Raw genomic sequence first — 20371 nt, forward strand, 5'->3', positions numbered from 1 at the left:
GGCGCCGCGTCACTTCAGCGCGCTGCGCTTCTGCCACTCCTGCCAGGACTCCTGCCAGACTTCCAGGCCGTTGCCGACGTCGGTCTTCTTCGTGCTGGTCGAGCCCTTGACCTCGACGGTGGAGCCGACGGGCAGGAAGTCGTAGACCTTCTTGGCGTCGGCGGTGGTCATGCCGAAGCAGCCGTGGCTGTTGTTCTCCACGCCGACGGAGTTGTTCCAGGGCGCGGAGTGCAGGAAGGTGCCGGAGGCGGTCAGGTGGGTGACCCACTTCGAGGCGAGCATCCACTCGTTGCCGTGGCCGATGGTGGAGGAGTCCATGACCTCGTCGGCGGCCTTGCTGCGGACGGTGTGGATGCCGTTGCGCGTGGGGTCGACCGGGGAGCCGGCGGAACCCTTGACGCTGCCGACCTCCTTGTCGCCGTCGTACATGGTCAGGGTGTGGTTCGGGACGTCGATGACCGCCCGGTGGTCCTCGCCGACCGCGAAGTCGAAGTCGTAGTCGCGGGCGAACCAGCCGCCCTCGCCGGAGTCGATGCCGCCGAGGGTGCCCTTGACGGAGACCTTCGTGCCGGCGGGCCAGCGGTCCTTGGGCCGCCAGTCGAGGCGGTCCTTGCCGGACCAGTCCGTCACCCAGCCCCAGGCGCCCTCGACCCGGGGCTGGGAGGAGACCTTGAAGGCCTTCTCGACCTCGGCCCGCTTGTCCTTGTCGATCTTGTGGTCGAAGGTGATCGAGACCGGCATGCCGGTGCCGACGGTGTCCCCGCGCAGCGGCAGGTTGTCGAGCTTGTTGACCTTCGGGGCCTTCGCGGTGCTGAAGGTCGCGCTGGTGGCGGACTTCCTGCCCTTGTCCGACTCGGCGGCGGCCTTCACCGTGTACTCGGTCTGCGGCTTGACCTTGCCCTCGGACACCCAGGCCGTGCCGTCGCCGGCCAGCTCTCCGGCGACCTTCTGGCCCTTGCCGTCGGTGACCTCGACGGAAGTGAGCTTCCCGCCGGAGGCCTTGACGGATATCGGCGCGCCGAGCGGGACGTCCTTGCCGTTCACGGCCGGGGTCACGGTCACCTGGGCCTCGGGCCCGGCATCCGCTGGACCTTTGGCATCCTGCGAGCCGCACGCCGAGAGGGCCAGGGACCCCGCGAGCGCGGACACCAGCAGGACGGAGCGACGGACCGACCCGGCACGCACGACAGACCTCCACAACAACGGCGCAGGCGGTGACGGGCCCGGCCTGCGCCGCTACGAACGAACATCATTTCCCCCGCCATCCATACAGATGTTCCAGCCCGGCAGATGGTTGCCGTGGAAAACGATATTTGTCCAGGAAATCCAGGGCCGGTGCACCGACCGGTCCGCCGGCCGGTCCACCGCCCCTGCTGCCGGCTCAGCCCGCGAGGTCGATCCGGGCGACGAGCGGCTGGTGGTCGGAGGGGATCCGGGCGAGCGGGTCGCCGCCCGCGGGCAGGCCCTCGTAGCCGATGACCTTCGCGTCGCGCTGGGCGGGCGCGGGCCCGTCGCCGTTGATGAAGCCGATGTAGTCGAGGCGGTTGCGGTACTTCGCGTACCCGCCCTTGGCGTCGTCGCGGAGCTTGGCGCGCGGGTTGCCCACCATGTCGTAGGTGTACTCCCGGACGTCCTGCGGGGAGATGCGCCCGCCGAGCGCCGTATCGGCCCGCGTGACGTCGTCGCTGACGCGGCCGGTGGGGGCGCGCCCGTCACGCGGATCGGTCGCGTGGTACTCGACGTTGAGGTCGCCCGCCACGATCACCGGGCGCGCGCCGGACTTCCCCAGCGCCCAAGAGCGCAGCTCGGCCAGCTGCTTGAGCCGTACGGCGTGCGTCTCGGGGACCGGGGCGCCGGTTTCGTCCGCCTGGAGATGGGTGCCCGCGATCCACACGGGCCTGCCCTCCACGGTGAGCCGTACGAGGGCGGCGCCCTTGTTGGAGCGGTAGTCGTTGGTGCCGCGGTGGGAGTCGCTGTAGACGAGCTGGTGCGACTCGGCGATCGGATACTTGCTCAGCACCGTCACGCCGCCGTTGACGACGACCGGGGATCTGCTGCAGTTGCCCGCGTAGCTGTTCCAGTGGGCGCTGCCGCCGCAGTGCTCGCCGACGAGTGCGCTCTGGTGCGGGTAGACCTTCCTGAGCTCCTCGCGCATGGCCTGCGCGTACTTGTTGAACGCCTCGCCCAGGACGACGACGTCGGGGTTCTCCGCCCGGACGACGGAGGCGGCGGCCGCGGCGCGCTCGGTGCCCCGGTCGCTGCCCCAGGTGCCGGCGGCCCGGGTGACGGACGGGAGCTGCTCGACGTTGAAGGCCATCACGCGTACGGACGGGGCGGCTTCCTGGGCGGCCGCCGTGCCCGACGGGAGGGAGGCGAAGGCTAACGCCGTGGTGGCAACCGCCAGGAGAGCGCGGGGAGTTGCGGACATGACGATGTCTCCGATCTGCGGGAGGAGAGTGGCGGACCGGTGCGCACGGTGGGGGCGCCATGGCAGGTGGCGCGGCTCGTCCCGGACGGGCGGCCGCCGCGTCGCGACCGGACGCCCTCACTTTTCATGATCATTACGGGGTCCGGACAGGGACTTTGGTCCTTTGCGGAAGGAAACCATGCGACTTTCGTGAATCGGTTGCGCGACTTTCGGCCCAGGTCACAGCCGGGCCGGTCTGTTTAGGCTGCACGGCATGGCAGTGAGACGAAGGGCCCGGGAACTGTGGGCCCGGCTGACGGACCCGGCCCAGTGGAACTGGCGGCGGATGACGGGCGAGGCCGTGCTGGCCCTCGGGCTCGGTCTGCTGACGGCGCTGGCCGAGGAACTGTCCGGGCGCGGCTGGATCCTGGTGGTCCTCGCCTCACTCGCCGTCGTGCTGCTCTCGCTCGTGCGGCGGACCCTGCCGGCGACAGCCCTGGTCCTCACGGCGGCGATGTCCGGGATGAGTGTGAACGGGGCTTTTCTGCTGCTCATGGTGGCGAGCTGGTCGGCGGGGCGCCGGATCGACGCGGTGCTGCGGGCGCTGGGCGCCTACGCGGCCGCGTTCGTGCTCTTCGAGGTGCTGGTGCTGCGGGAGCTCCGGCCGGTGTCACCGGAGAGCGTGCTGGCGACCCTGATGTTCCTGGTGCTCACGGTCGTCCCCGGGCTCACCGGCCGGTACTGGGCGCAGCGCCGCACCCTGGTGCGCACCCTCCAGGAGCGGCATCTGCAGTTGCTGCGCGAACGCGAGATGGTCGCGGGGCAGGCGCGGATGCGCGAGCGGCAGCGCATCGCCCAGGACATGCACGACAGCCTGGGCCACCAGCTCGCGCTGATCGCGGTGCAGACGGGCGCCCTGGAGGTCTCGCGCGGGCTGTCCGACCAGCAGCGCGAGGCGGTCGGGGTGCTGCGGGAGGCCTCGGTGACGGCGATGCGGGAGCTGCGGGCCGTGGTCGGTGTTCTCAAGGACGGCACGGTCGGGGACGAGGAGCCGGACGCCCGGGTCGTCGCGGGGATCGGCGGGCTCGTGGACTCGGCCGCGGCGGCGGGCGTACGGGTGCGGCTGGAGCGGTCGGGGGAGGCGCGTCCGCTGGCTCCGGCGGCCGACCACGCCGCGTACCGCCTGGTGCAGGAGGGGCTGACGAACGCCTGCAAGCACGCGCGCGGCGCCGCGATCACGGTCTGTCTGCGCTACGAGCCGGACTCGCTGGTCGTCGAGGTGGCCAACGGGCCCACCCCGCAGGAGGCCGGGACGGGCCGGTCCGAGGCGGTCAGCGGCGGGCAGGGGATCACGGGGCTGCGCGAGCGGGCCCGGCTCACGGGCGGGATCGTGCACGCGGGCCCCGTGGAGGGCGGCGGCTTCCGGCTCGCGGGGGTGTTCCCCTACGGCGCGGGCGAGGACGGCGGGACGACAACGTTCGTCGCGGCGGAGGACGACTTTCGCCAGCAGCTCACGGCGGTGGCTCCGGGCGAAGGTGAGCCGGTCAACGGCCGGCTGGATCCCCGTGAGGAGTTCAAGAACGTCATGAGTCTGCGCAAGAACAACGGCTGTCTGATCGGCTGCGTGGTGGGCCTCGTGCTCCTGGTGGGCCTGGTGGTCCTGGTCGTGCTGGGCTTCGGCATGGTGCTGAAGGAGGCCGACAAGGCAATGATCGACCACAAGACGTACGAGTCGATCCGGGTCGGCGCCTCGGAGGAGGCGGTGCGCAAGGAGCTGCCGTCGGGCAGGTCGTTCCTCACCGACGGCCTCCAGGGCCAGGGCCCGGCCGAGCCGGCCGGGGCGAAGTGCCTGTCGCTGCTGGCCAAGGACTCCTCCTCGGAGCTGAGCACCGAGCGGGTGTACCGGTTCTGCTTCAAGGAAGGGAAACTGGTCGAAAAGCGCGACTTCCGGGTCGCGATGTGACGCAGTGGTGTGGCGCGACAGCGCAGTGACAGAGCAGGAGTCCAGGTGATCCGCGTCCTCGTGGCCGACGACGAGCCGCTCATCCGGGCGGGTATCCGGATGATTCTGACCTCGGCCGACGACATCGAGGTCGTGGCGGAGGCGGCGGACGGCCGGGAGGCGGTCGAGCTGGCGCGGCGCCACCGGGTGGATGTCGCGCTGCTGGACATCCGGATGCCGGTGCTCGACGGGCTGGCGGCCCTGGCCGAGCTGGGCCGGGCGGCCCCGGAGGTCCGGGTGCTGATCCTGACGACCTTCGGCCAGCGCGAGAACGTGCTGTGCGCGCTGCGGGAGGGCGGGGCCGGTTTCCTGCTCAAGGACTCGGCGCCGGGCGAGCTGATCGGCGCGGTCCGCGCGGCCGCCGCGGGCGACGCCTATCTGTCCCCGGGGGCCACCCGGCACGTCGCGGACTCGCTCGCGTCCGCGCCCGCCGAGGACCGCGGCCGGGCGGCGCGCGAACGCGTCGCGGCCCTGAGCGAACGGGAACGCGACGTGCTCGCGCTGCTCGGCGAGGGCCTGTCCAACGCGGACACGGGCCGCCGCCTGCACATGAGCGAGGCGACGGTCAAGACGTATGTCAGCCGGATCCTGGCGAAGCTGGAGTGCGACAACCGGGTGCAGGCGGCGCTGCTGGCCCGCGACGCGAGCCTGTGACCGGGGGGCGCCGCCCCCGGCCCCCGAGGCACGGCCCCCGGAGCGCGGCGCCGGGAGCGCGACGCCGGGAGCACAGCGCCCGGAGCGCGACGCCGGGATCGCAGTGCCGGCAGCGCAACGCCGGGATCGCAGTGCCACCGCCCCGTCCTCAGAGCTCCCCGAGCGACCTGCGCATCGCCGCGGCCGCGGCCGTCATCTGCGGCACGACGCACCGCAGCACATGCTCGGGGATCGTCGTCCCCGCCGTGTCGACCCGCAGATAGCGGTCGGCGAGGGCGGCGACATCCGGACGGGGAACCCGTTCCGTGTACAGGTCGACGGCCCGGCCCGTGCACCCCTTGCGCCGGCACAGTTCGAACGCCAGGCGTGCCTCGCCGATCTCGCCGACGCACTCGAAGGGGCTGTGCTCGTCCAGGCCGAGCATCTGCCGGAACCAGACCTGGTTCTCCTCCACGTCGAAGAGGTTCTCCCCGAAGATCGGCTCGACGGCCTCGCGCGGCAGGTAGGCGAGATAGGTCAGCCACACGTAGGCGCACTTCGCGCAGCGCCGGCACCAGGGCTTGCGGACGTTGCACGAGTGCGCGGTCGGCAGGGCGTGCAGCTCGTCGCGGAGGAGCCCGACGATGACCGCGTCGTGGAGGGGTTCGAGCAGGCTGAAGTAGCCCGCGTCCGCGACGAGTTCGGCGCGCAGGTAGGCGTCCAGCATCAGCTGGGCGGCGCGTGACTTGCCCCACTGGTGGTTGACCTCCTCGCCGGCGGCCCGCCACACGAGGTTGGCGGTGTTGGCGCCGCGCTCGTGCCCGACGACGAGATGGCGGTAGCCGTGCGCGAGCAGCAGCGGGACGGCGGCGAAGACGGACGCGGGGGTCTCAGCGACGGCCAGCCCGTCCACGCCCAGTTCCGGGTACAGCCGGGCGACGGGCGAGTCGAGGAAGTCGGCCTGGATCCAGGCGCGGTGGCGGTGTTCGGGCGCGCCGTGGTCGATGAGCCGGTCGGCGAGCGCGTGCTGGGGGCCGGCGGTGCCGTAGACGGAGTGCGAGTAGACGAACGTGCCGTGGGGGACGCCCCCGTGCCGCAGCAGCTTGAGCGTGGCGAGGCTGTCCTTGCCGCCGCCGCAGAACAGCAGCACCTCGCGGCCGCCGCCGGTGGTCACGGGCCCGGCTCCCGGGCCTGCGGGGCGGGAGGTGAAGGCGGGGCCGGTGTAGTCGGGCAGGTCGTGCTCGTAGCGCCACTGCGCGAAGGCGTGCCGGGCCACGGTCCGCCACAGTTCCTCGAAGGCGGGTGTGTGCAGGTGCTTCCAGGGGCCGAGGTCGACGGTCCGGGGGCGCAGGGTGACCGCGCCGTTGAACTCGAAGGCGGCGATGTGGAAGTAGACCTTCTCCATGAACGCGGCGCCGTAGCGGGCCTCCAGGCGCGGCAGGTCCACGCCCGCGTACCAGTAGCTGGTGGAGAAGCGCAGGTCGTCCACGGCGTAGCGGACGGTGAGGGCGTGCCGCGAGCGGTGGATCCCCTCCAGCCGCAGCCGGCGTGGCGGCGCATCTGACGGTGCGACAGACATGCCCGCCATCCTCCCCCGCCCGTCCCGCGCGTCCCGGCAGCCACCGCCGGACGTTCGCCCGGTCGGGCCGCCGGGACGGGACGGACACCAGGGGGCTGCCGTCAGGGACAGCTGTCAGGGGCAGCCGTCAGGGGGCGGCCTCCTCGCCGATGAGCCGGCCGAACGCCCTGCGCACCCCGGCCGCCTCGCGGCGGAAGGCCTCGTCGAGGGTGGGGTCGCGCAGGACGGCGTCGAGTTTGGCGACGGTGTCGCGGCGCGTGCGGCTGCGCACATGGTCGAGCTCGTACAGGGAGGGCGGCGCTCCCGGGGGCCGGAGGCCCTGCGGGAAGAAGTGCCACTGGTTGAGGGTGTCGAGCACGTCGGGGTCCTCGGCGAGGGCGGCGAGGGCCTCGGCGGCGAGGAGGCGTTCCTCGCCGGGAACCTTGCGGGAACCGAGGGCCACCCCGGCGAGCGTGGCGCGGGCGGCGTCGGCGGCCTCGGGGGTGATACCGGTGCCCAGGGCCGTCTGCAGCGCGATGAAGGTGCCGCCCTCGGCGCCTCCCCTCCTGGCGACCCGCAGGAGCTTGCGGTCCAGGTCGGTGCCGCTCCCGGCGACGAGGTCGAGGACGAAACCGGCGTACGACATGTGCCCGTGCGTCAGAACCGGGGTGGCGGCGCCGAATCCGAGCAGGGTCCGGAAGGAGACCCTGATGATCGACATGCTCCAGGTCATCCGGCTGAACGGCCAGCTCGGGGGCGCGAACCACCGGCAGTCGATCAGGTCGTGGATCTCCGCCCGGCGGCCGCGCTCGGTGCGGGTGGCGTAGCGGGCGGCGTGGTACTCCAGGAACGTCCGGTGCGGAAAGGCGAGTTCGCCGTCCTGAACCGTCAACAGGCCGGTGGACAGCAGGAGATCGGTGAGGAAGCGGTGCCAGTCCGCCGGCTCACCCTCCAGCGGGGCGGGGGGACGGCCGAGCTCGTGGTCGTCGAGGGCCTCGGCCACGGAGGCGGCTCCTGTGAACAGCAGCCGCAGCGCGAGGCAGCCGATCAGCTCCGGAAGGGCGTCGCGCGCCTGCTCCGCCGCGCTTCTGACGGCCAGTCGGTCGGGCATGTGCTGGAAGGGGCTCTCCAGGGCCTCGATGGCGCGTTCGTGGGTCTCGCGGATCCTCTTGTGGGGGTTGAGCAGATGGATCAGTTCGACGAAGCGGGTGTAGACGGCGGTACGGCCCTTGGGCAGCCGCGCGCCCGGGTCGGCCCGGTACACCGTGCACAGCATCGCGGCCATGAGCGGGGTACGGGCCAGCGCCTCCAGCTTCCCGTCGGCGAGCAGCGTCATGAACCGGTCCGTGCAGCCGTCCGGGTCGTCCAGGGCGCGGAAACGGTCGCGGGCGTACCCGCGCAGGTCCTCGGTGGTGAAGGGCAGCAGCTCGAAGCGGTCGAAGTGGGCGGCCGACCCGTCGAGTTCGTCCGGCGGCAGCGGCCGCGTCGTGACGACGAAGCGGTACGGGCCGTCCTCGGCCGCCTCGGCCAGGGTACGCAGCAGGGCCGCGCGGGCGGCCGGGTCGGGGACCTCGTCGAGGCCGTCGACGAGGACGAGCCAGACCGCCCTGGGGGCTGGGGGCCGCCGGAAGAAGTCGGTGGTCAGGGCGCCGGGCTCCAGGTGCCGGGCGAGGGCTTCCCCGACGACCGTGGCCAGGGCGCGGGCGAACAGGACCTTGTCGGTGAGCTTCGCGGCGCGTACGAGCACCGGTACGGCCCGGCCGGCCCGTCCGTGTCCGTGCTCCGCCGTCCCGGCCACGTGGACGCGCAGCAGCGTGGACTTGCCGCATCCGGGCGCGCCGACGAGCAGGCTGACGGGGCCGGGCGCGCCGAAGACGGCGGGGGCGGGCAGCGGCGCGGCGGGGGTGTCCGCTTCGGTACGGGCCGCGACCCGTTGGGGGACGTAGCCGTCGGCCGGGGTCGACCACGCCGGGTCGACGAGGTCCGGGTAGGGGTGTTCGGCGGCGGCGTGCGCGGCCGCCTCGCGGTAGGCGGACAGTCGCGGGCCGGGGGCCGGGTCGTCACAGGCCTGCTCCCACAGGGCGTGCCAGTAGTCGTAGAAGCCGGCGGCCGTGCCGGAGCGCGGGCGCGTGGGTCCGTTGGCTGTGGGGGCGCGGCCGGAGTTCTCCTGTCGCGGGGCGTCGGGTGCCTTGCCGACGCGCGGGCGCGCAGGTCCGCTGGCCACGGGGGCGCGGCCGGAGTTCTCCCCTCCCAGGGCATCGGGTGCCCTGCCGACGACCCCTTGGGGCGTTTTGCCCGGTTCCCGACCGACAGGGGTCCCCTCCGGCCTCCGCGCGGACGCGGTGCCCGCGCCTGTCGCTCTCGCGCGCCCCGGCCCCGGCCGCTTCGCAGGCGCGCGCCCCGGCTCCCCCGGCGGCGTCGGTGGAACGTCGACCCCTTCCAGCAGTTTGCCGCAGCCGATCAGCAGCACCTCCACCAGCGCCCACAGCTGGGCGAAGTTTTTCCCGGGCTCTCCGGAGAGTCGCTCGCTGACACGTTGCGCGTCCAGTTCCCTGGTGTGCGCGGGGAGTCGCCGGTTGGCCCGGACGCACGCCTGATTCTGGTCGAGCCCCGAGTCGGCCAGCAGCCGCCGCAGCTTCGCACTCAGGATGCGCCGTCCTGGCCCCGTACCCGACTCCCCTGTCGTCTCCCCCGTCACGCTGTCCCCTCTCCTCACTGCCCCCGCTCCGGATTCTCCGCAGCGGACCGCCCACGACCTGCGCTTCTCCCCGCGTTCCCCGGTTTGTCCGGGAACCCGTGACGCCCCCGGTGCCACCCGGGTTTCCTGGCCGTGCTCCCGGCCGCACGGCCGGGAACAGCGCCTCCGGGAAGGGGAGTTGCCGCATGATCGGTACGGAATGGGCACTGGTGGCCTGTCTGGCGGTCGTGGCCGTCACGGTCCTCGTGGTCGCCCACATGACGCTCAGGGGCAGCGCCCCGCGCGAGCGGGCGCGCCTGCTGCGGGCGCTGTCCACGGTGATCCACGCGCTGGCGGACGTGCTCCGGGCGCTGTGGGGCAGGACGTGACGGCCGTCGCCTCCTCATGACCGGACATGATGCCGCCCGGACGGCCCGCGTCCGCCGCGTTTCACCGGGGCTTGACCTCTCGGGCCGGGCACGGGACCTACGCTTTGGCCCTCCCGTTTGACCCTCCCGTCACGGGAGACCCCAAGGTGGTGGACATGAACGACGGCACCCTCTACTCCATCGGCGAACTGGCCCGGCTGACCGGGCTGACGGTCAAGACGATCCGGTTCCGGTCCGACACGGGAGTGGTGCCGCCGACCGACCGCACCCCCGCGGGCTACCGGCTCTACGACCAGGAGGCCCTGGCCCGGCTCGGCCTGGTCCGTACGCTGCGGTTGCGCGGTGCGATGCCGCACTCCTGCGAACCCCGCATCGCGGCTGCGCCGCTCGTCCTCAAACTCCCCCAGAGGGGGTGCCCCCAGCAGGCTTGATTCAAGCCCGTCCCGGGGCACCCCCCTCTGGGCGACGGGGGTTTGGGGGCGAAGCCCCCGGAACCCAAGACGCCGGCTTCCGGACCCGGATGCGGCGGGCCGCCGTCGATCAGGTCCGGGCCCGCGCCGAGGTCGGCGGACCGGACGAGGAGACCGCCCGGCAGCTCGCCGGGCTGGCGCGGGAACGGACCGCCGCCGCGCGGGAGGCCGGCATCGACCCGGCGTCCGCTGCGGCCCGGCCCGTGCTCGCCGAACTCGTCGGCGCGTGCGCGCGGTTGACCGGCCGCGAGGACGGGCCGGAGTTCCGCGCGTGGCTGCGGGAGCGGATGGAGATCGGCCACGACTCCGGTTACGAGCGCTACTGGCGGCTGCTGTCGGTGATCAACGGCTGGCCCGCGCCCACGATGGGACCGGCCGTGGAGTGGCTGCTCGCCGCGCTCCGGGCCGAGCAGCGGTAACGCGCCTCGCGGGCCCGGGCGTTCCGCGCGCCCGGGCCCGTCCGCGCGCGTAGAACGTCACGACTGCAACCCGCCCCGGAAGCACCGGCGATCACCCCCGGCACACCCCCGATCGTTGATCGTTCCCGGCCGCAACGCAACCCCCGGATCGGGTGAGCGCTCCCGCACGGGTGAATCGCACAGCGTCTCCCAGCCGCCCGGCCCGGCCGTTCCGGGCCGCTTGACTCCGACCCGAACTTTCGCCCGAGAAAGCGCCCTTGGGGGGCCGTGACATCCCTCCAACGGGCGTCGTTTCCCGAGCGCTCGTCCGAAACGGCGTCAACGAGGAGGCGTAGTGCACCAAGACCCCACCCCGCACGCGGACTTCACCGGCGGCCGACCGCCATTCGAACACCAAGGGAGGCAGGAGCGGCCCGACCGCTACCGCTGCGTCGTCGACCTGATCGTCCTGCTCCACCGCGACGACGGCCGGGTCCTGTTGCTGCGGCGGGCCGGGGACGTGTACGCGAGCGGTCTGCTCGCCCCGGTCGGCGGGCACTTGGAGCGGGGCGAGAGCGTCGTGGAGGGCGCGCTGCGCGAGACGCGCGAGGAGGTCGGTGTGGTGGTCGACCCCGGCGATCTGGAGTTCTGCCATCTCGTCCACCATCGGGGTCCGCAGGGGCAGGCGCGGCTGGGGGTGGTGTTCACCGCGCAGCGGTGGACGGGCGAGCCGCGCAATCTCGAACCGGAGAAGTGCTCGGGTCTGCTGTGGGTGGATCCGGCGTGCCCGCCGGTGGACTGTGTGCCGTACACGGCCGCGGTCCTGGGCCGGTTCGTCGCCGGGTCGCTGCTGTCGGTGCACGGGTGGCCGGTCGCCGAGGGGGCGGTGTGAGCGGGGCGCGCGCCGCGGGGCGCGTTCCTCACCAGGCGTGCGCTTCGGAGCAGTTGCTCTTCGGCGGGCCGCTGCTGGACGACGCGGGCTGGAACCAGCACGAGGACGCCTTCCTGGAGATGTCGCTGTGGGCCATGGCGGCCCGGCTGCCGCGTCTGGTGGCCTCCACGGTGCGTCTGGCGTGGCGTGCGGACCGGCGGGCCCTGTGGACGGTGGGTGCCGCCGAGGCGGTGCGCGGCGCGGGCCAGGCGGCCGGGCTGGTCGCGGTGAACCATCTGCTGACGGCCGTGCTCGCGGCCGGGCCGCTCGGAGCGCGCCTGCACGCGGCGGCTCCGGCGCTGCTGGGGGTGGCTGTCACGGGGGCGGTCGGCGCGCTGGCGGCGGCCGCGTCCACGTCCGGTACGGGCCGGCTGGAGCCGAAGGTGGAGCGGACGGCCACCGAGATGTATCTGGAGCGGGTGATCCGGGTGGAGCTGTCGGCGGTGGAGGACGAGGAGTTCCACCGGCTGCTGGACTCCGCCCAGTACGGGGCGGCCTCGGCGCGGCGCATGGTGCGGTACTGCGCGGGCGTCGTCGGGTCGCTGGTGTCGTTCGCGGCGGCCGCGGGAGTGCTGACGGTGCTGCATCCTGTGCTGCTGCCGTTGCTGGTGCTGATGACGTTGCCGCGTTCGTGGGCGTCGTTGCGCAACGCCCGGAGCAGGTACGTGAGTTTCCGGCGGTGGGTGCAGCATGCGCGGGCCGGGCGGCTGATCGGGCAGACGCTGATCCGTACCGAGCCGGCGCCGGAGATCCGGGTGCACGGTGTGGGCCCGTTCCTGCTGGAGCACTACCGGCGCATGGCGGAGAGTTCCGAGGCCGAGCAGACGCGGCTGGCGCGGGGTGCCGCCCGGGTCCAGCTGGTGGCGGCGGCGCTGACGGGGGCGGCCGCGCTCGTCACGTACGCCGCGCTGGGCGGGCTGCTGCTGACGGGGGTGCTGGCGCTGTCGGTGGCGGGGACGGCGGTGCTGGCGACCCGCAGTGGTGCGACGGGGCTGGCGGCGCTCGTCCTCCAGGTCAACTGCCTGTACGAGGAGGCGTGTTACGTGCAGGATCTGGAGCTGTTGTGCCGGGAGGCGGAGGCGCGGGCGATCCCGGTGGGCGGGCTGCCGGTGCCGGAGCGGCCGGAGCTGATCCGGTTCGAGAACGTGTCGTTCACGTATCCGGGCGGCGGGGAGCGGGAGCGGCGGCCCGTCCTGCGGGACGTGACGCTGGACATCCCCGTCGGCAAGGTCGTGGCCCTGGTCGGTGAGAACGGCTCCGGCAAGAGCACGCTCGTCAAGCTGCTGGCCGGGCTGTACCGGCCGGGCTCCGGGGCGATCCGCTGGGACGGTGTGGACGCGGCCGCCCTGGACCGGGCGCAGCTCTCGGCGCGGTTCGCGATGGTGAGCCAGGACTTCCACCGCTGGCCGCTGACGGCCCGGATGAACGTCGCGATCGGCCGCACCGACACCCCGCCCGACGAGGAGCGGATCCTGGCGGCGGCCCGGCACTCGGGTGCGGACAAGGTGGCGGAGGGGCTGCCGCGGGGCTGGGACACCCTGCTCGGGCGGGGTTACAAGAACGGGCACGAGATCTCCGGCGGGCAGTGGCAGCGCCTGGGCATCGCCCGCGCCCGCTACCGCGACGCGCCGTTCCTCATCGTCGACGAGCCCACGTCCGCGCTGGACGCCCGCGCCGAGCTGGAGGTCTTCGAGCAGATCCGGCGCCTGACGGACGCGGGCCGCACGGTGCTGCTGATCACGCACCGGCTGGCATCGGTGCGCAACGCCGATCTCATCCATGTCCTGGAGCGGGGGCGGCTGCGCGAGAGCGGCACGTTCGAGGAGCTGATGCGTGCCTCGTCGGCCGGGGTCTTCCGCGGTCTGTACGAGTTGCAGCGTGCCCAGTACGCGGCGGCGGACTGCGCGTAACGGGTGACGCGACGTGTTCCGAAAGCGCGTGCGGGGCAATGTTGGTGCACCATCCGCTCACCCGCGTCAGAGAGGCAAGCTCATGCGCCGTATGCCAGCCGCCGTCATCGGGGCCGTCGCGCTCCTGTGCTTCACCGTCCCGGCCGCCGGTGCGGCCGACGCCCTCGGGGCGCGTCCGCCCGGGCCGGGGCCGGTGCGGGACGACGACACCAACAATGGCCGGGAGACCAACGGAAGAGAGACCAACGGAAGAGAGACTGTCGGCCGGGAGACCACCGGCCGGGAGACCGTCGAGCAGGACGGCGTCGACCGGCAGGACAACGGCCGTTTCCTGGGCGGCGGCGACAGTGTGCTCAAGGGCGTGCTGGACGCCCTGATCGGTCTGTCGTGATACCCGGCGCCCCTGCCGGCCGGGGTGCCGCTCAGGCCACGGCGCGCCGCACGACGGCGTCGAAGCCCCGGTCGGGCAGGGCGCGGCGGAGGGCGAGCAGGGGCCTGGCGCCGAAGCCGACGGCGTAGCGGGTCCGGGGCCTGGGGGCGGTGGCGGCCTTGCCGATGGCGTCGGCGACGACCACGGGCGAGGACAGGTGCCGGGTACCCCTGCCGGTGCTCAGGGCCTCCGCGACGGCGCGGGCCCGCCGGCCGTAGACGCCGTCGCCGGAGACCTCGCGCAGGTGCTCGGCGGCGAGAGCGGCGAACTCGGTGCGGATCCCGCCCGGCTGGATCACCACGACGTCGATGCCGAACGGGGCGACTTCCAGGCGCAGGACGTCGCTGAGGCCTTCGAGGGCGTACTTGGTGGCGTGGTACCAGGCGCCGAGGGGGGTGTGGATCCGCCCGCCGATCGAGGAGACGTTGACGATGCGCCCGCTGTGCCGCTCGCGCATGTGCGGCAGGACGAGCTGGATCAGGCGGGCGGCACCGAAGACGTTGACCTCGAACTGGTGGCGGGCCTCGTCCAGGGGGACGTCCTCGACGGCGCCGAGGCAGCCGTAGCCCGCGTTGTTGACCAGGACGTCGACGCGGCCGCACTCGGCGATGATCCGGGCGATGCCCTGCTGCCGGGACTGCTCGTCGGTGACGTCCATGGCGAGGGGGCGGACGCCCCGTTCGGCCAGGTGGGCCATGCGTGCGGTGCGCCGGGCCGCGGCGTAGACGGTCAGGCCCAGTTCCTGGAGCCGGCGGGCGGCGGCTTCCCCGATGCCGGAGGAAGCTCCTGTGACCAGGGCGACTCTGTGCGTCATGCTGCCGCCTCCTTCGTGTGGGTGCCCGGCCCCGGTGCGGCGGGCGGACCGCCGTCCCAGGGCCAGGGCACTACGCGCGGGCGCGGCGCGCAACCCGGCGGACGCGTTCTTTTCCGAGGGCCCGGTTTCTCACTTGCTGCTCCGGATCGCCCCGGGTCAGGACAGTTCGGTCAAGGTGAGGATCACGCTGGGGATCAGCGGGCCGTCCGTGGGCCGGGTCGCGTCGAACTTCACACCGACGCCCTTGGCCCGGACCTTGACGGTGTCGCCGGCCTTGAGGGGGGTGACGGACTGCGAGACGACGACGTGGGTGCTGTGCGTGGCGGCCTGACACAGGCGGACGGCGCTGTTGGGCACGTCCTTGTCGTTGACCGCGAACCAGGTGTCCGCGCAGCCCTCGGTCGGGTCCTTGCCCTTCTGCACGCCGCCCTTCTCGGTGGTCACCTGCGGGGCGACGACGAGGAGGTAGGTGCCCGGGTGCCGGACGGTCACGGAGTCCTTGGTGACGTCGACGCCCCTGCGTCCGTCGACGAGTTCGAACTGCACCGGCTTGACCCTGCCGTCCTGTTCCTGGTCGACCGCGGAGGACAGCTGGGCGAACGCGGGGCCCTTCGCGGCCCGGCCGGGTGCGGGGCGTTCGGCCGCGGTGTGCGCGGTGCCCGCGCCGCCGGGCGCGGCTCCGGCGGTCACGGCCGCGATGACGGCGGCCGTACCGAGAGCGACAAGGGTGCGGGGAACGTACACAGGGGCCTCCCGTGCGATGCCCGGGGGCGGCGGCGACGGCCCCCGCCCCGTGCCGAGGAATGTGCGCATAGCGTATGACGGGTGCAATGTCCGTTGTTACCCGGAACTTTCGTCCGGTCTCTGCACCGATCGGGCGATGCGTCACGGGAGTTGGGGGTCGGACGGCACCGACTGGGCGCGCGTCAGCCGAAGTTCGTCTCCAGGGCCGCTATGTACGTGCGGATCGGGTGGTCGTGTATCTCGTCGAACGCGTCCGCCCTGAGGCCCCTGAGGTGGTCGGCCAGCCTGCTCCACAGGCTCATGGACTCGTGGAGCCTGCCCCGGGAGTCGAGGTAGCGCGGGCTGTCGACGTGCGCGAACTCCGGCTCGGGCGGCAGGTGCGGGACGATGTCGTTGTTGTTCACGAAGCGGTACGTGCGGTCCGCGAAGCCCTGGTTGTACGCCTCGGCCAGCCGCTGGTCGCAGGTGCGCGGCTGGCCGAAGGTGTAGACGCCGTCGGCGCGCAGGTTCGGCTCCTCCAGGTACAGGCGGGCGCCCGCGAGCACCGCCAGGGCCCCGCCGAGGCTGTGGCCGGTGAACAGGACGCTCTGGCCCGCCGTGCGGAACTCGGCTATGGCGTCCCGGACCGTCCCGTAGACGGAGTCGAGGGCCTTGGCGAAGCCGTGGTGGACGAATCCGGTGCCGTCGGGGCCGGGGACGCGGGTGGCGTCGGCGTCGGAGAGCCAGTCGCGGATCTCCCTCGGCTCGGTGCCCCGGAAGGCGGTGAGGACCAGGCCGTCACTGGCGACGGTGAACGCCTGGGTGTCCTCCAGCGGGAAGGGCGGGGTGAAGCCCGTCCTGTGGTGGCGGACACGGTCGAACCCCCATTGTTTCGCCTGGATGTCGATCGCGGCCTCGTCCTTGTACGCCAGGTCCGAGGCGCGGGCCATCCAGTAGGCGAGCGTGAGGCTGTATCCGGTGGCCTGGTGGTCGAAGGCGGTCGGTGCGGGCACGGCCGGACTCCCTTATTGACAGAGTGTCAGTTGCATCCGGCAGGATGCCCGGGCCCCGGCGGTGGAGGCAACCGGTAGTCGGCGCAGGCGGGCGGAAGGCGCAGGCCGCTCGTGCGCAGGTGCCGCAGTCTGCTCAGGTAGGCGGCGCCGCGCAGCAGGTGCCCGGCCACCTCGGCCGCGTGGCGGTGTCCGGGGACGGCCAGGGCGCTGCCGGCGGTCCACAGGTTGAAGGCGCCCATCGCGGGGCCGCACCAGATCTGCCAGTCGGCGGCGCGCGCGGTCTCGCCCTGGACGGCCCAGCGGGAGCCCATGGCCAGGTACCAGCGGAACAGCAGGGCCATGCGGTGCCGGGGATCGCGTTCGGCGCGGGCGAGTTGTGCCGGGTGGTGCTCCTTGAGGTGGGCGGCGGTCTCGTGCCAGGCGTCGGCGAGGGGGCGGCGCAGGACGCGTTCCTCCAGGCGCCGCCGCTCGGCGTCCGGCAGCTCCTCCAGGCTGCCGTGCTCGCGGTAGAGGCGGTACAGGCGGGCGGCGTGGGCGGGGAACATCGTCCCCCGGCCGAGGACTTGTACCTGGATGCCCTGCTCGAACATGTCGGCCGCGGGGGCCATCACGCAGTCGGCGATGCCCGCCGTGGCCAGGAGCTGTTTGACGGGCTGCGAGGTGTCGGCCTCCACGGTGGCCTGGTTGACGGAGCCGGTCACCACGTAGTCGGCGCCGAGCGCGAAGGCGGCGGCCACCGCGTGCGGGGTGCCGATGCCGCCGGCCGCGCCGAGGTGGACCTCCGGCCCGGTGCCCCGCTCGCGTGCGACACGGTCACGCAGCCGGGCGAGGGCGGGCAGCAGTACAGCGAGGGGGCGGCGGTCGGTGTGCCCGCCGGAGTCGGCCTCGGCGGTGACGGCGTCGGCCAGGGGCACGGCGTGGGCAAGTGCCGCCTGCGCGGCGGGAACCCGGCCCTCGGCGACCAGGGAGGCCACGAGTCCGGCGGGGGCCGGCCGCAGGAACAGCTCGGCGGTCTCCTCGCGGGAGACCTTGGCGATGACGCGGTGCCCGGCCCGTACCCGGCCGTCCGGACCGGTGCCGAGGCCCAGGACGCGGTAGCGCACCAGCTCGGGGGTGAGCTGGACGAACGCGGAGGCCTCCACGCAGGACACCCGGTGCTTCAGGCACAGGTCCACGCAGGTGCGCTCCAGGCGCGGCGCCATCGGGGTGTGGATGAGGTTGCACGCGTACGCGCCGCCGGGGACCAGACGCGTCAGCTCGGCGAGTGCGGCGTCCAGCCGCTCCTCCGGCAGGCCGGCGGCACCGAGGGCGGCCAGGCAGCCGGCCCGGGACAGGGCGGCCACGAGCCGGGGCCCGGCGATGCCGCCGGCCATCGCCCCCGCCATGTACGGCAGGCGTGCCCCGTGCCGGGGCGGGAAGTCCGGGGCACCGAGCCGTTCGGGCGGCAGCGCGCCGCTCACCGCGAGGAGGGTGCCACGCCCCGGCCGGGGCGGCCCGTGGGACACCCCGACGCGGCCGTCCACGGCGACGACATAGCAGGGACGGTCGAGGGCGGAGAGCACCGCGTACGCCTCGTCCGGGGTGTGGTGGACGGCTTCCGCGCGCGTCATCGGGGCACCGCTTTCCGGCGCGTCGCGAGAGCGATGTTCTCGACGTGGTAGATCCGCAGCCCGTCGCGCCACACGCTGCCGTCGGCACGCAGGAACAACTGCCCGTCGGTGCGGCGGACTTCGCGCAGGTGGATCTCGCCGAGCACCTCGCGGTGGTGGCGCAGGATCTGTCCGCGGTACGACCAGCGCAGCTCCTCGCCGACCGCCGGGAGCAGCGCGGGGGCGGGCAGGCCGTCGGTCAGGCCGGTGTACAGCGCGTACGCCTGCACCGCCTGCACGAGCATCTGCACCCCGGCCGAGCCCGGCATCACCGGGTCGTGGAAGAAGTGCTGATCGAAGTACCAGTCGTCGGGACGGACGGGTTTGGCGCAGCGCACGTATCCGGCACCGTGTTCGCCGCCGTCGGGGACGAGCGTCAGGTCCTCCAGGAGCGCCAGCCGGCCGGTGCCCAGCCGGGCGTCGCCGCGGGCGTCCACGGCGCGGGTTCCGGCGGGGGGTACGGGCTGCCGGTCGAGCCAGGGCGGGACGCGGCGGCCGTTGTCCATGCCCTGCTGGAGGTCCAGGACTTCCTGGGTGAAGTAGCCGTGGACGGCCTCGCCGGTCCAGAACGGGCCGTCGGCGGTGGCAAGTTCGAAGGCGTAGCGGTGCACGTCCGCGCCGGGCAGCTTCGCGGCGGACTCGACGGTGAGGCGCTGGGTGACGGTCCTGCCCCGGGGGTCGGTGTCGTCGAGCAGTCGCGCCCGGCCCTCCAGGTTGCGGCAGACGTAGCCCTGTTCCGGATACCGCAGAGCCACCCCGTGGGCGATGCCGCTGAGCAGTCCGCCCGGTTGCAGGGCGATCTCCATGACGGCCAGTACGGGCACGGTGCCGGTGCCGTTCTCACGGCTGTACCAGGGGTGGTGCGGCATGTCGTACTCGGTGACGCCCACGGCGCCGCCGCCGGCCCGGCCGCTCTCGAAGCGGACACCCCGGTCGATCATGAGGAAGTCCCCCCGGGGCAGGCGCGGCCGTACCTCGTGGACGGTGGCCGTGGACCCGCAGGCGGCGGCGAACTGCCGGGCGTTCCCCTCGCTGGAGTGCGCCATGTGCAGTTCGTTGAACAGCGTCGGCCCTCCTGCTGCCGACGAGAGACGGCAGTTGGGCTGTTCCAGGTGCAGCAGGGGGTCCTCCTCGGGGCGCCCGTACACCGCGATGCCGATGTCCCGCAGCCGGGCCACCACGTCGCCGGAGACGGTGATGACCTCGCAGTCGGCGGTCACGTACGGGCGTGGCACCATGCCGACGGCGACGACCTCGACGGTCAGCCCCAGCGGGCCCCGGCCGGGAGGCCGCAGCACGTCGATACGGGCCGCGGCGTCCGGCAGGGGAACCGCGTGGGCTCCGGGCAGGCACAGGTGCATGCCGAGGAAGAAGGCGTGGACGCGCAGGACTTCACCGGCCGCCGCGTGCAGCGTCGTCCAGTCCGCGCCGTCGGGTACGGGACGCGTCGTCGCGGTCAGCAGGCCCTGCCGGCCGGGGCCTCCCCGGGGCTCGATGCTGTCGACTCCCGCGAGCAGCCGGTCCGGCCAGGGTTCCGGGAGCAGTTCGGGGGCGAGGTGCCGCTGGTCGAAGGCCTCCCCGAGGACGGCCGCCACGTCGCCCCGGGCGAGGGCGTCGAGGTCGGTGCCGGACAGCCGGGTCACGCCGGTATGGGCGAGGGGCCGGAACTCCCGGGGGAAGCGGGCGGCTTGCCGGGCCGGGCGGTCCGTGTCCGCCGACGGCTGCGCGGTGACGGTGAGGAGAAGGCGGTCGCCCGCGCTCACCCGGCACCGGGAGGGGTCCCGTTCGGTGTCGAGCGTGAGCCGTGCGGGGTCCTTCGGGGGAGGGCGGTGCCACGTCACCTCGTAGCTGCCCCTGTCCTCGTCCCGGCCGACGGGGAGCGCGGCAGCGGCTGCCCCCAGCGCAACTGCCGGGCCGCCGCGGGCCGTCCACTCGACGGGGTCGGGGACGACGAGGGAACCGTCCGCTGCGGGTACGGAACCCGGCGTGGCGGGCGCGGTCCCGGGCCGCCGCCGTCCGGAGGCGAGGGCCGCCCACTGCGCACGGAGACCGTCGGGCAAGGGCCGGGTTCCCCCGGTATGCGGAGCGGGACTCGGCGCGTGGCGGCCGCCGGAGGCCGTGGACGGGCCGACCGTCGTCGGCACGGTGGCCGCCGCGGACGCCCCACCGGCAACCGGGCCCGCCACCGGGGCGGTTCCCGACACCGTCGCGGCTGCGGCTCCTTCAGGGATCGGCGGCACCCCGGGCGCCGTGCCGGCCTCCACGAGCGGGTCCGCCGCCGGGTCGGCTCCCGGGACCGGCGGTGCGGCAGACGAGCCGGCAGCCGACGCGGCTGCCCTCGCCGGCACCACCGGCCCAGCGGCCGTA

At 73.6% G+C, this 20371-nt stretch carries 16 protein-coding genes and 1 pseudogene; 8 read left to right on the plus strand and 9 right to left on the minus strand.

The window, feature by feature from the left end; all coding sequences use genetic code 11:
• Window positions 1-9: 9 nt before the first annotated feature.
• Together ACFP1Z_RS27730 and ACFP1Z_RS27735 are read right to left on the minus strand one after the other, a co-directional pair.
• A complete protein-coding gene (locus ACFP1Z_RS27730; protein WP_390320390.1) occupies window positions 10-1185 on the minus strand; it encodes a L,D-transpeptidase in 1176 nt (391 codons plus the stop codon).
• Window positions 1186-1381: 196 nt separating this feature from the next.
• Window positions 1382-2428, minus strand: a complete 1047-nt coding sequence (locus tag ACFP1Z_RS27735; RefSeq protein WP_390320391.1) for an endonuclease/exonuclease/phosphatase family protein — start codon at window positions 2426-2428, stop codon at window positions 1382-1384.
• Between the two features lie 253 nt (window positions 2429-2681).
• Here ACFP1Z_RS27735 and ACFP1Z_RS27740 point away from each other — a divergent pair, with 253 nt between their 5' ends.
• The gene (locus ACFP1Z_RS27740; RefSeq protein WP_390320392.1) at window positions 2682-4370 is read left to right on the plus strand and encodes a sensor histidine kinase; all 1689 of its coding nucleotides are present in this window, start codon (window positions 2682-2684) and stop codon (window positions 4368-4370) included.
• 45 nt (window positions 4371-4415) lie between these two features.
• Entirely contained in the window at window positions 4416-5063 is a 648-nt protein-coding gene (locus ACFP1Z_RS27745) for a response regulator (protein ID WP_390320393.1), read from the plus strand.
• 148 nt (window positions 5064-5211) lie between these two features.
• Here the strand turns inward: ACFP1Z_RS27745 and ACFP1Z_RS27750 are convergent, their stop codons facing one another.
• Complete coding sequence (locus ACFP1Z_RS27750) at window positions 5212-6621, minus strand: MurL C-terminal domain-containing protein (RefSeq protein ID WP_390320394.1); 1410 nt, start codon at window positions 6619-6621, stop codon at window positions 5212-5214.
• 127 nt (window positions 6622-6748) lie between these two features.
• Window positions 6749-8824: an NACHT domain-containing protein gene (locus ACFP1Z_RS27755; protein ID WP_390320395.1), complete on the minus strand. Its 2076-nt coding sequence runs from the start codon at window positions 8822-8824 to the stop codon at window positions 6749-6751.
• Between the two features lie 659 nt (window positions 8825-9483).
• Here ACFP1Z_RS27755 and ACFP1Z_RS27760 point away from each other — a divergent pair.
• The 6 genes and pseudogenes from ACFP1Z_RS27760 to ACFP1Z_RS27785 all read left to right on the plus strand — a co-directional run bounded on the left by ACFP1Z_RS27760 (window position 9484) and on the right by ACFP1Z_RS27785 (window position 13766).
• On the plus strand, window positions 9484-9666 hold the full coding sequence (locus ACFP1Z_RS27760; protein WP_390320396.1) for a hypothetical protein: 183 nt from the start codon (window positions 9484-9486) through the stop codon (window positions 9664-9666).
• 155 nt (window positions 9667-9821) lie between these two features.
• A pseudogene (locus tag ACFP1Z_RS27765) lies at window positions 9822-10001 on the plus strand (MerR family transcriptional regulator); the annotation flags it as partial.
• 185 nt (window positions 10002-10186) lie between these two features.
• Entirely contained in the window at window positions 10187-10555 is a 369-nt protein-coding gene (locus tag ACFP1Z_RS27770) for a hypothetical protein (RefSeq protein ID WP_390320398.1), read from the plus strand.
• Window positions 10556-10889: 334 nt separating this feature from the next.
• Window positions 10890-11426 carry an NUDIX hydrolase gene (locus tag ACFP1Z_RS27775; RefSeq protein WP_390320399.1) on the plus strand — a complete coding sequence of 179 codons (537 nt, stop codon included), beginning with the start codon at window positions 10890-10892 and terminating at the stop codon, window positions 11424-11426.
• On the plus strand, window positions 11423-13375 hold the full coding sequence (locus ACFP1Z_RS27780; protein WP_390320400.1) for an ABC transporter ATP-binding protein: 1953 nt from the start codon (window positions 11423-11425) through the stop codon (window positions 13373-13375). The genes ACFP1Z_RS27775 and ACFP1Z_RS27780 overlap by 4 nt, the downstream gene beginning before the upstream one ends.
• A gap of 82 nt (window positions 13376-13457) precedes the next feature.
• Window positions 13458-13766 (plus strand): hypothetical protein, encoded by a 309-nt coding sequence (locus ACFP1Z_RS27785; protein ID WP_390320401.1) that lies wholly within the window; start codon window positions 13458-13460, stop codon window positions 13764-13766.
• Between the two features lie 31 nt (window positions 13767-13797).
• Here ACFP1Z_RS27785 and ACFP1Z_RS27790 read toward each other — a convergent pair whose 3' ends face one another.
• The 5 genes from ACFP1Z_RS27790 to ACFP1Z_RS27810 all read right to left on the minus strand — a co-directional run bounded on the left by ACFP1Z_RS27790 (window position 13798) and on the right by ACFP1Z_RS27810 (window position 20064).
• On the minus strand, window positions 13798-14619 hold the full coding sequence (locus ACFP1Z_RS27790) for an oxidoreductase (protein WP_390320402.1): 822 nt from the start codon (window positions 14617-14619) through the stop codon (window positions 13798-13800).
• 156 nt (window positions 14620-14775) lie between these two features.
• Window positions 14776-15363: a hypothetical protein gene (locus tag ACFP1Z_RS27795; RefSeq protein ID WP_390320403.1), complete on the minus strand. Its 588-nt coding sequence runs from the start codon at window positions 15361-15363 to the stop codon at window positions 14776-14778.
• A gap of 182 nt (window positions 15364-15545) precedes the next feature.
• A complete protein-coding gene (locus ACFP1Z_RS27800; RefSeq protein WP_390320404.1) occupies window positions 15546-16355 on the minus strand; it encodes a lipase family protein in 810 nt (269 codons plus the stop codon).
• Window positions 16356-16381: 26 nt separating this feature from the next.
• A complete protein-coding gene (locus tag ACFP1Z_RS27805) occupies window positions 16382-17965 on the minus strand; it encodes a PfaD family polyunsaturated fatty acid/polyketide biosynthesis protein (protein WP_390320405.1) in 1584 nt (527 codons plus the stop codon).
• Entirely contained in the window at window positions 17962-20064 is a 2103-nt protein-coding gene (locus ACFP1Z_RS27810) for a hotdog family protein (RefSeq protein WP_390320406.1), read from the minus strand. Before ACFP1Z_RS27810 ends, ACFP1Z_RS27805 begins: the two co-directional genes overlap by 4 nt.
• Window positions 20065-20371: the final 307 nt, after the last annotated feature.

Source organism: Streptomyces gamaensis (assembly GCF_042656465.1).
GTDB lineage: Bacteria > Actinomycetota > Actinomycetes > Streptomycetales > Streptomycetaceae > Streptomyces > Streptomyces gamaensis.

Excerpts from the sequence above, each read along its gene's own strand:
- ACFP1Z_RS27735 (WP_390320391.1), bottom strand. The coding sequence starts at position 2,428 with ATGTCCGCAACTCCCCGCGCTCTCCTGGCGGTTGCCACCACGGCGTTA.
- ACFP1Z_RS27740 (WP_390320392.1), top strand. The coding sequence starts at position 2,682 with ATGGCAGTGAGACGAAGGGCCCGGGAACTGTGGGCCCGGCTGACGGAC.
- ACFP1Z_RS27750 (WP_390320394.1), bottom strand. The coding sequence starts at position 6,621 with ATGTCTGTCGCACCGTCAGATGCGCCGCCACGCCGGCTGCGGCTGGAG.
- ACFP1Z_RS27760 (WP_390320396.1), top strand. The coding sequence starts at position 9,484 with ATGATCGGTACGGAATGGGCACTGGTGGCCTGTCTGGCGGTCGTGGCC.
- ACFP1Z_RS27770 (WP_390320398.1), top strand. The coding sequence starts at position 10,187 with ATGCGGCGGGCCGCCGTCGATCAGGTCCGGGCCCGCGCCGAGGTCGGC.
- ACFP1Z_RS27785 (WP_390320401.1), top strand. The coding sequence starts at position 13,458 with ATGCGCCGTATGCCAGCCGCCGTCATCGGGGCCGTCGCGCTCCTGTGC.
- ACFP1Z_RS27790 (WP_390320402.1), bottom strand. The coding sequence starts at position 14,619 with ATGACGCACAGAGTCGCCCTGGTCACAGGAGCTTCCTCCGGCATCGGG.
- ACFP1Z_RS27805 (WP_390320405.1), bottom strand. The coding sequence starts at position 17,965 with ATGACGCGCGCGGAAGCCGTCCACCACACCCCGGACGAGGCGTACGCG.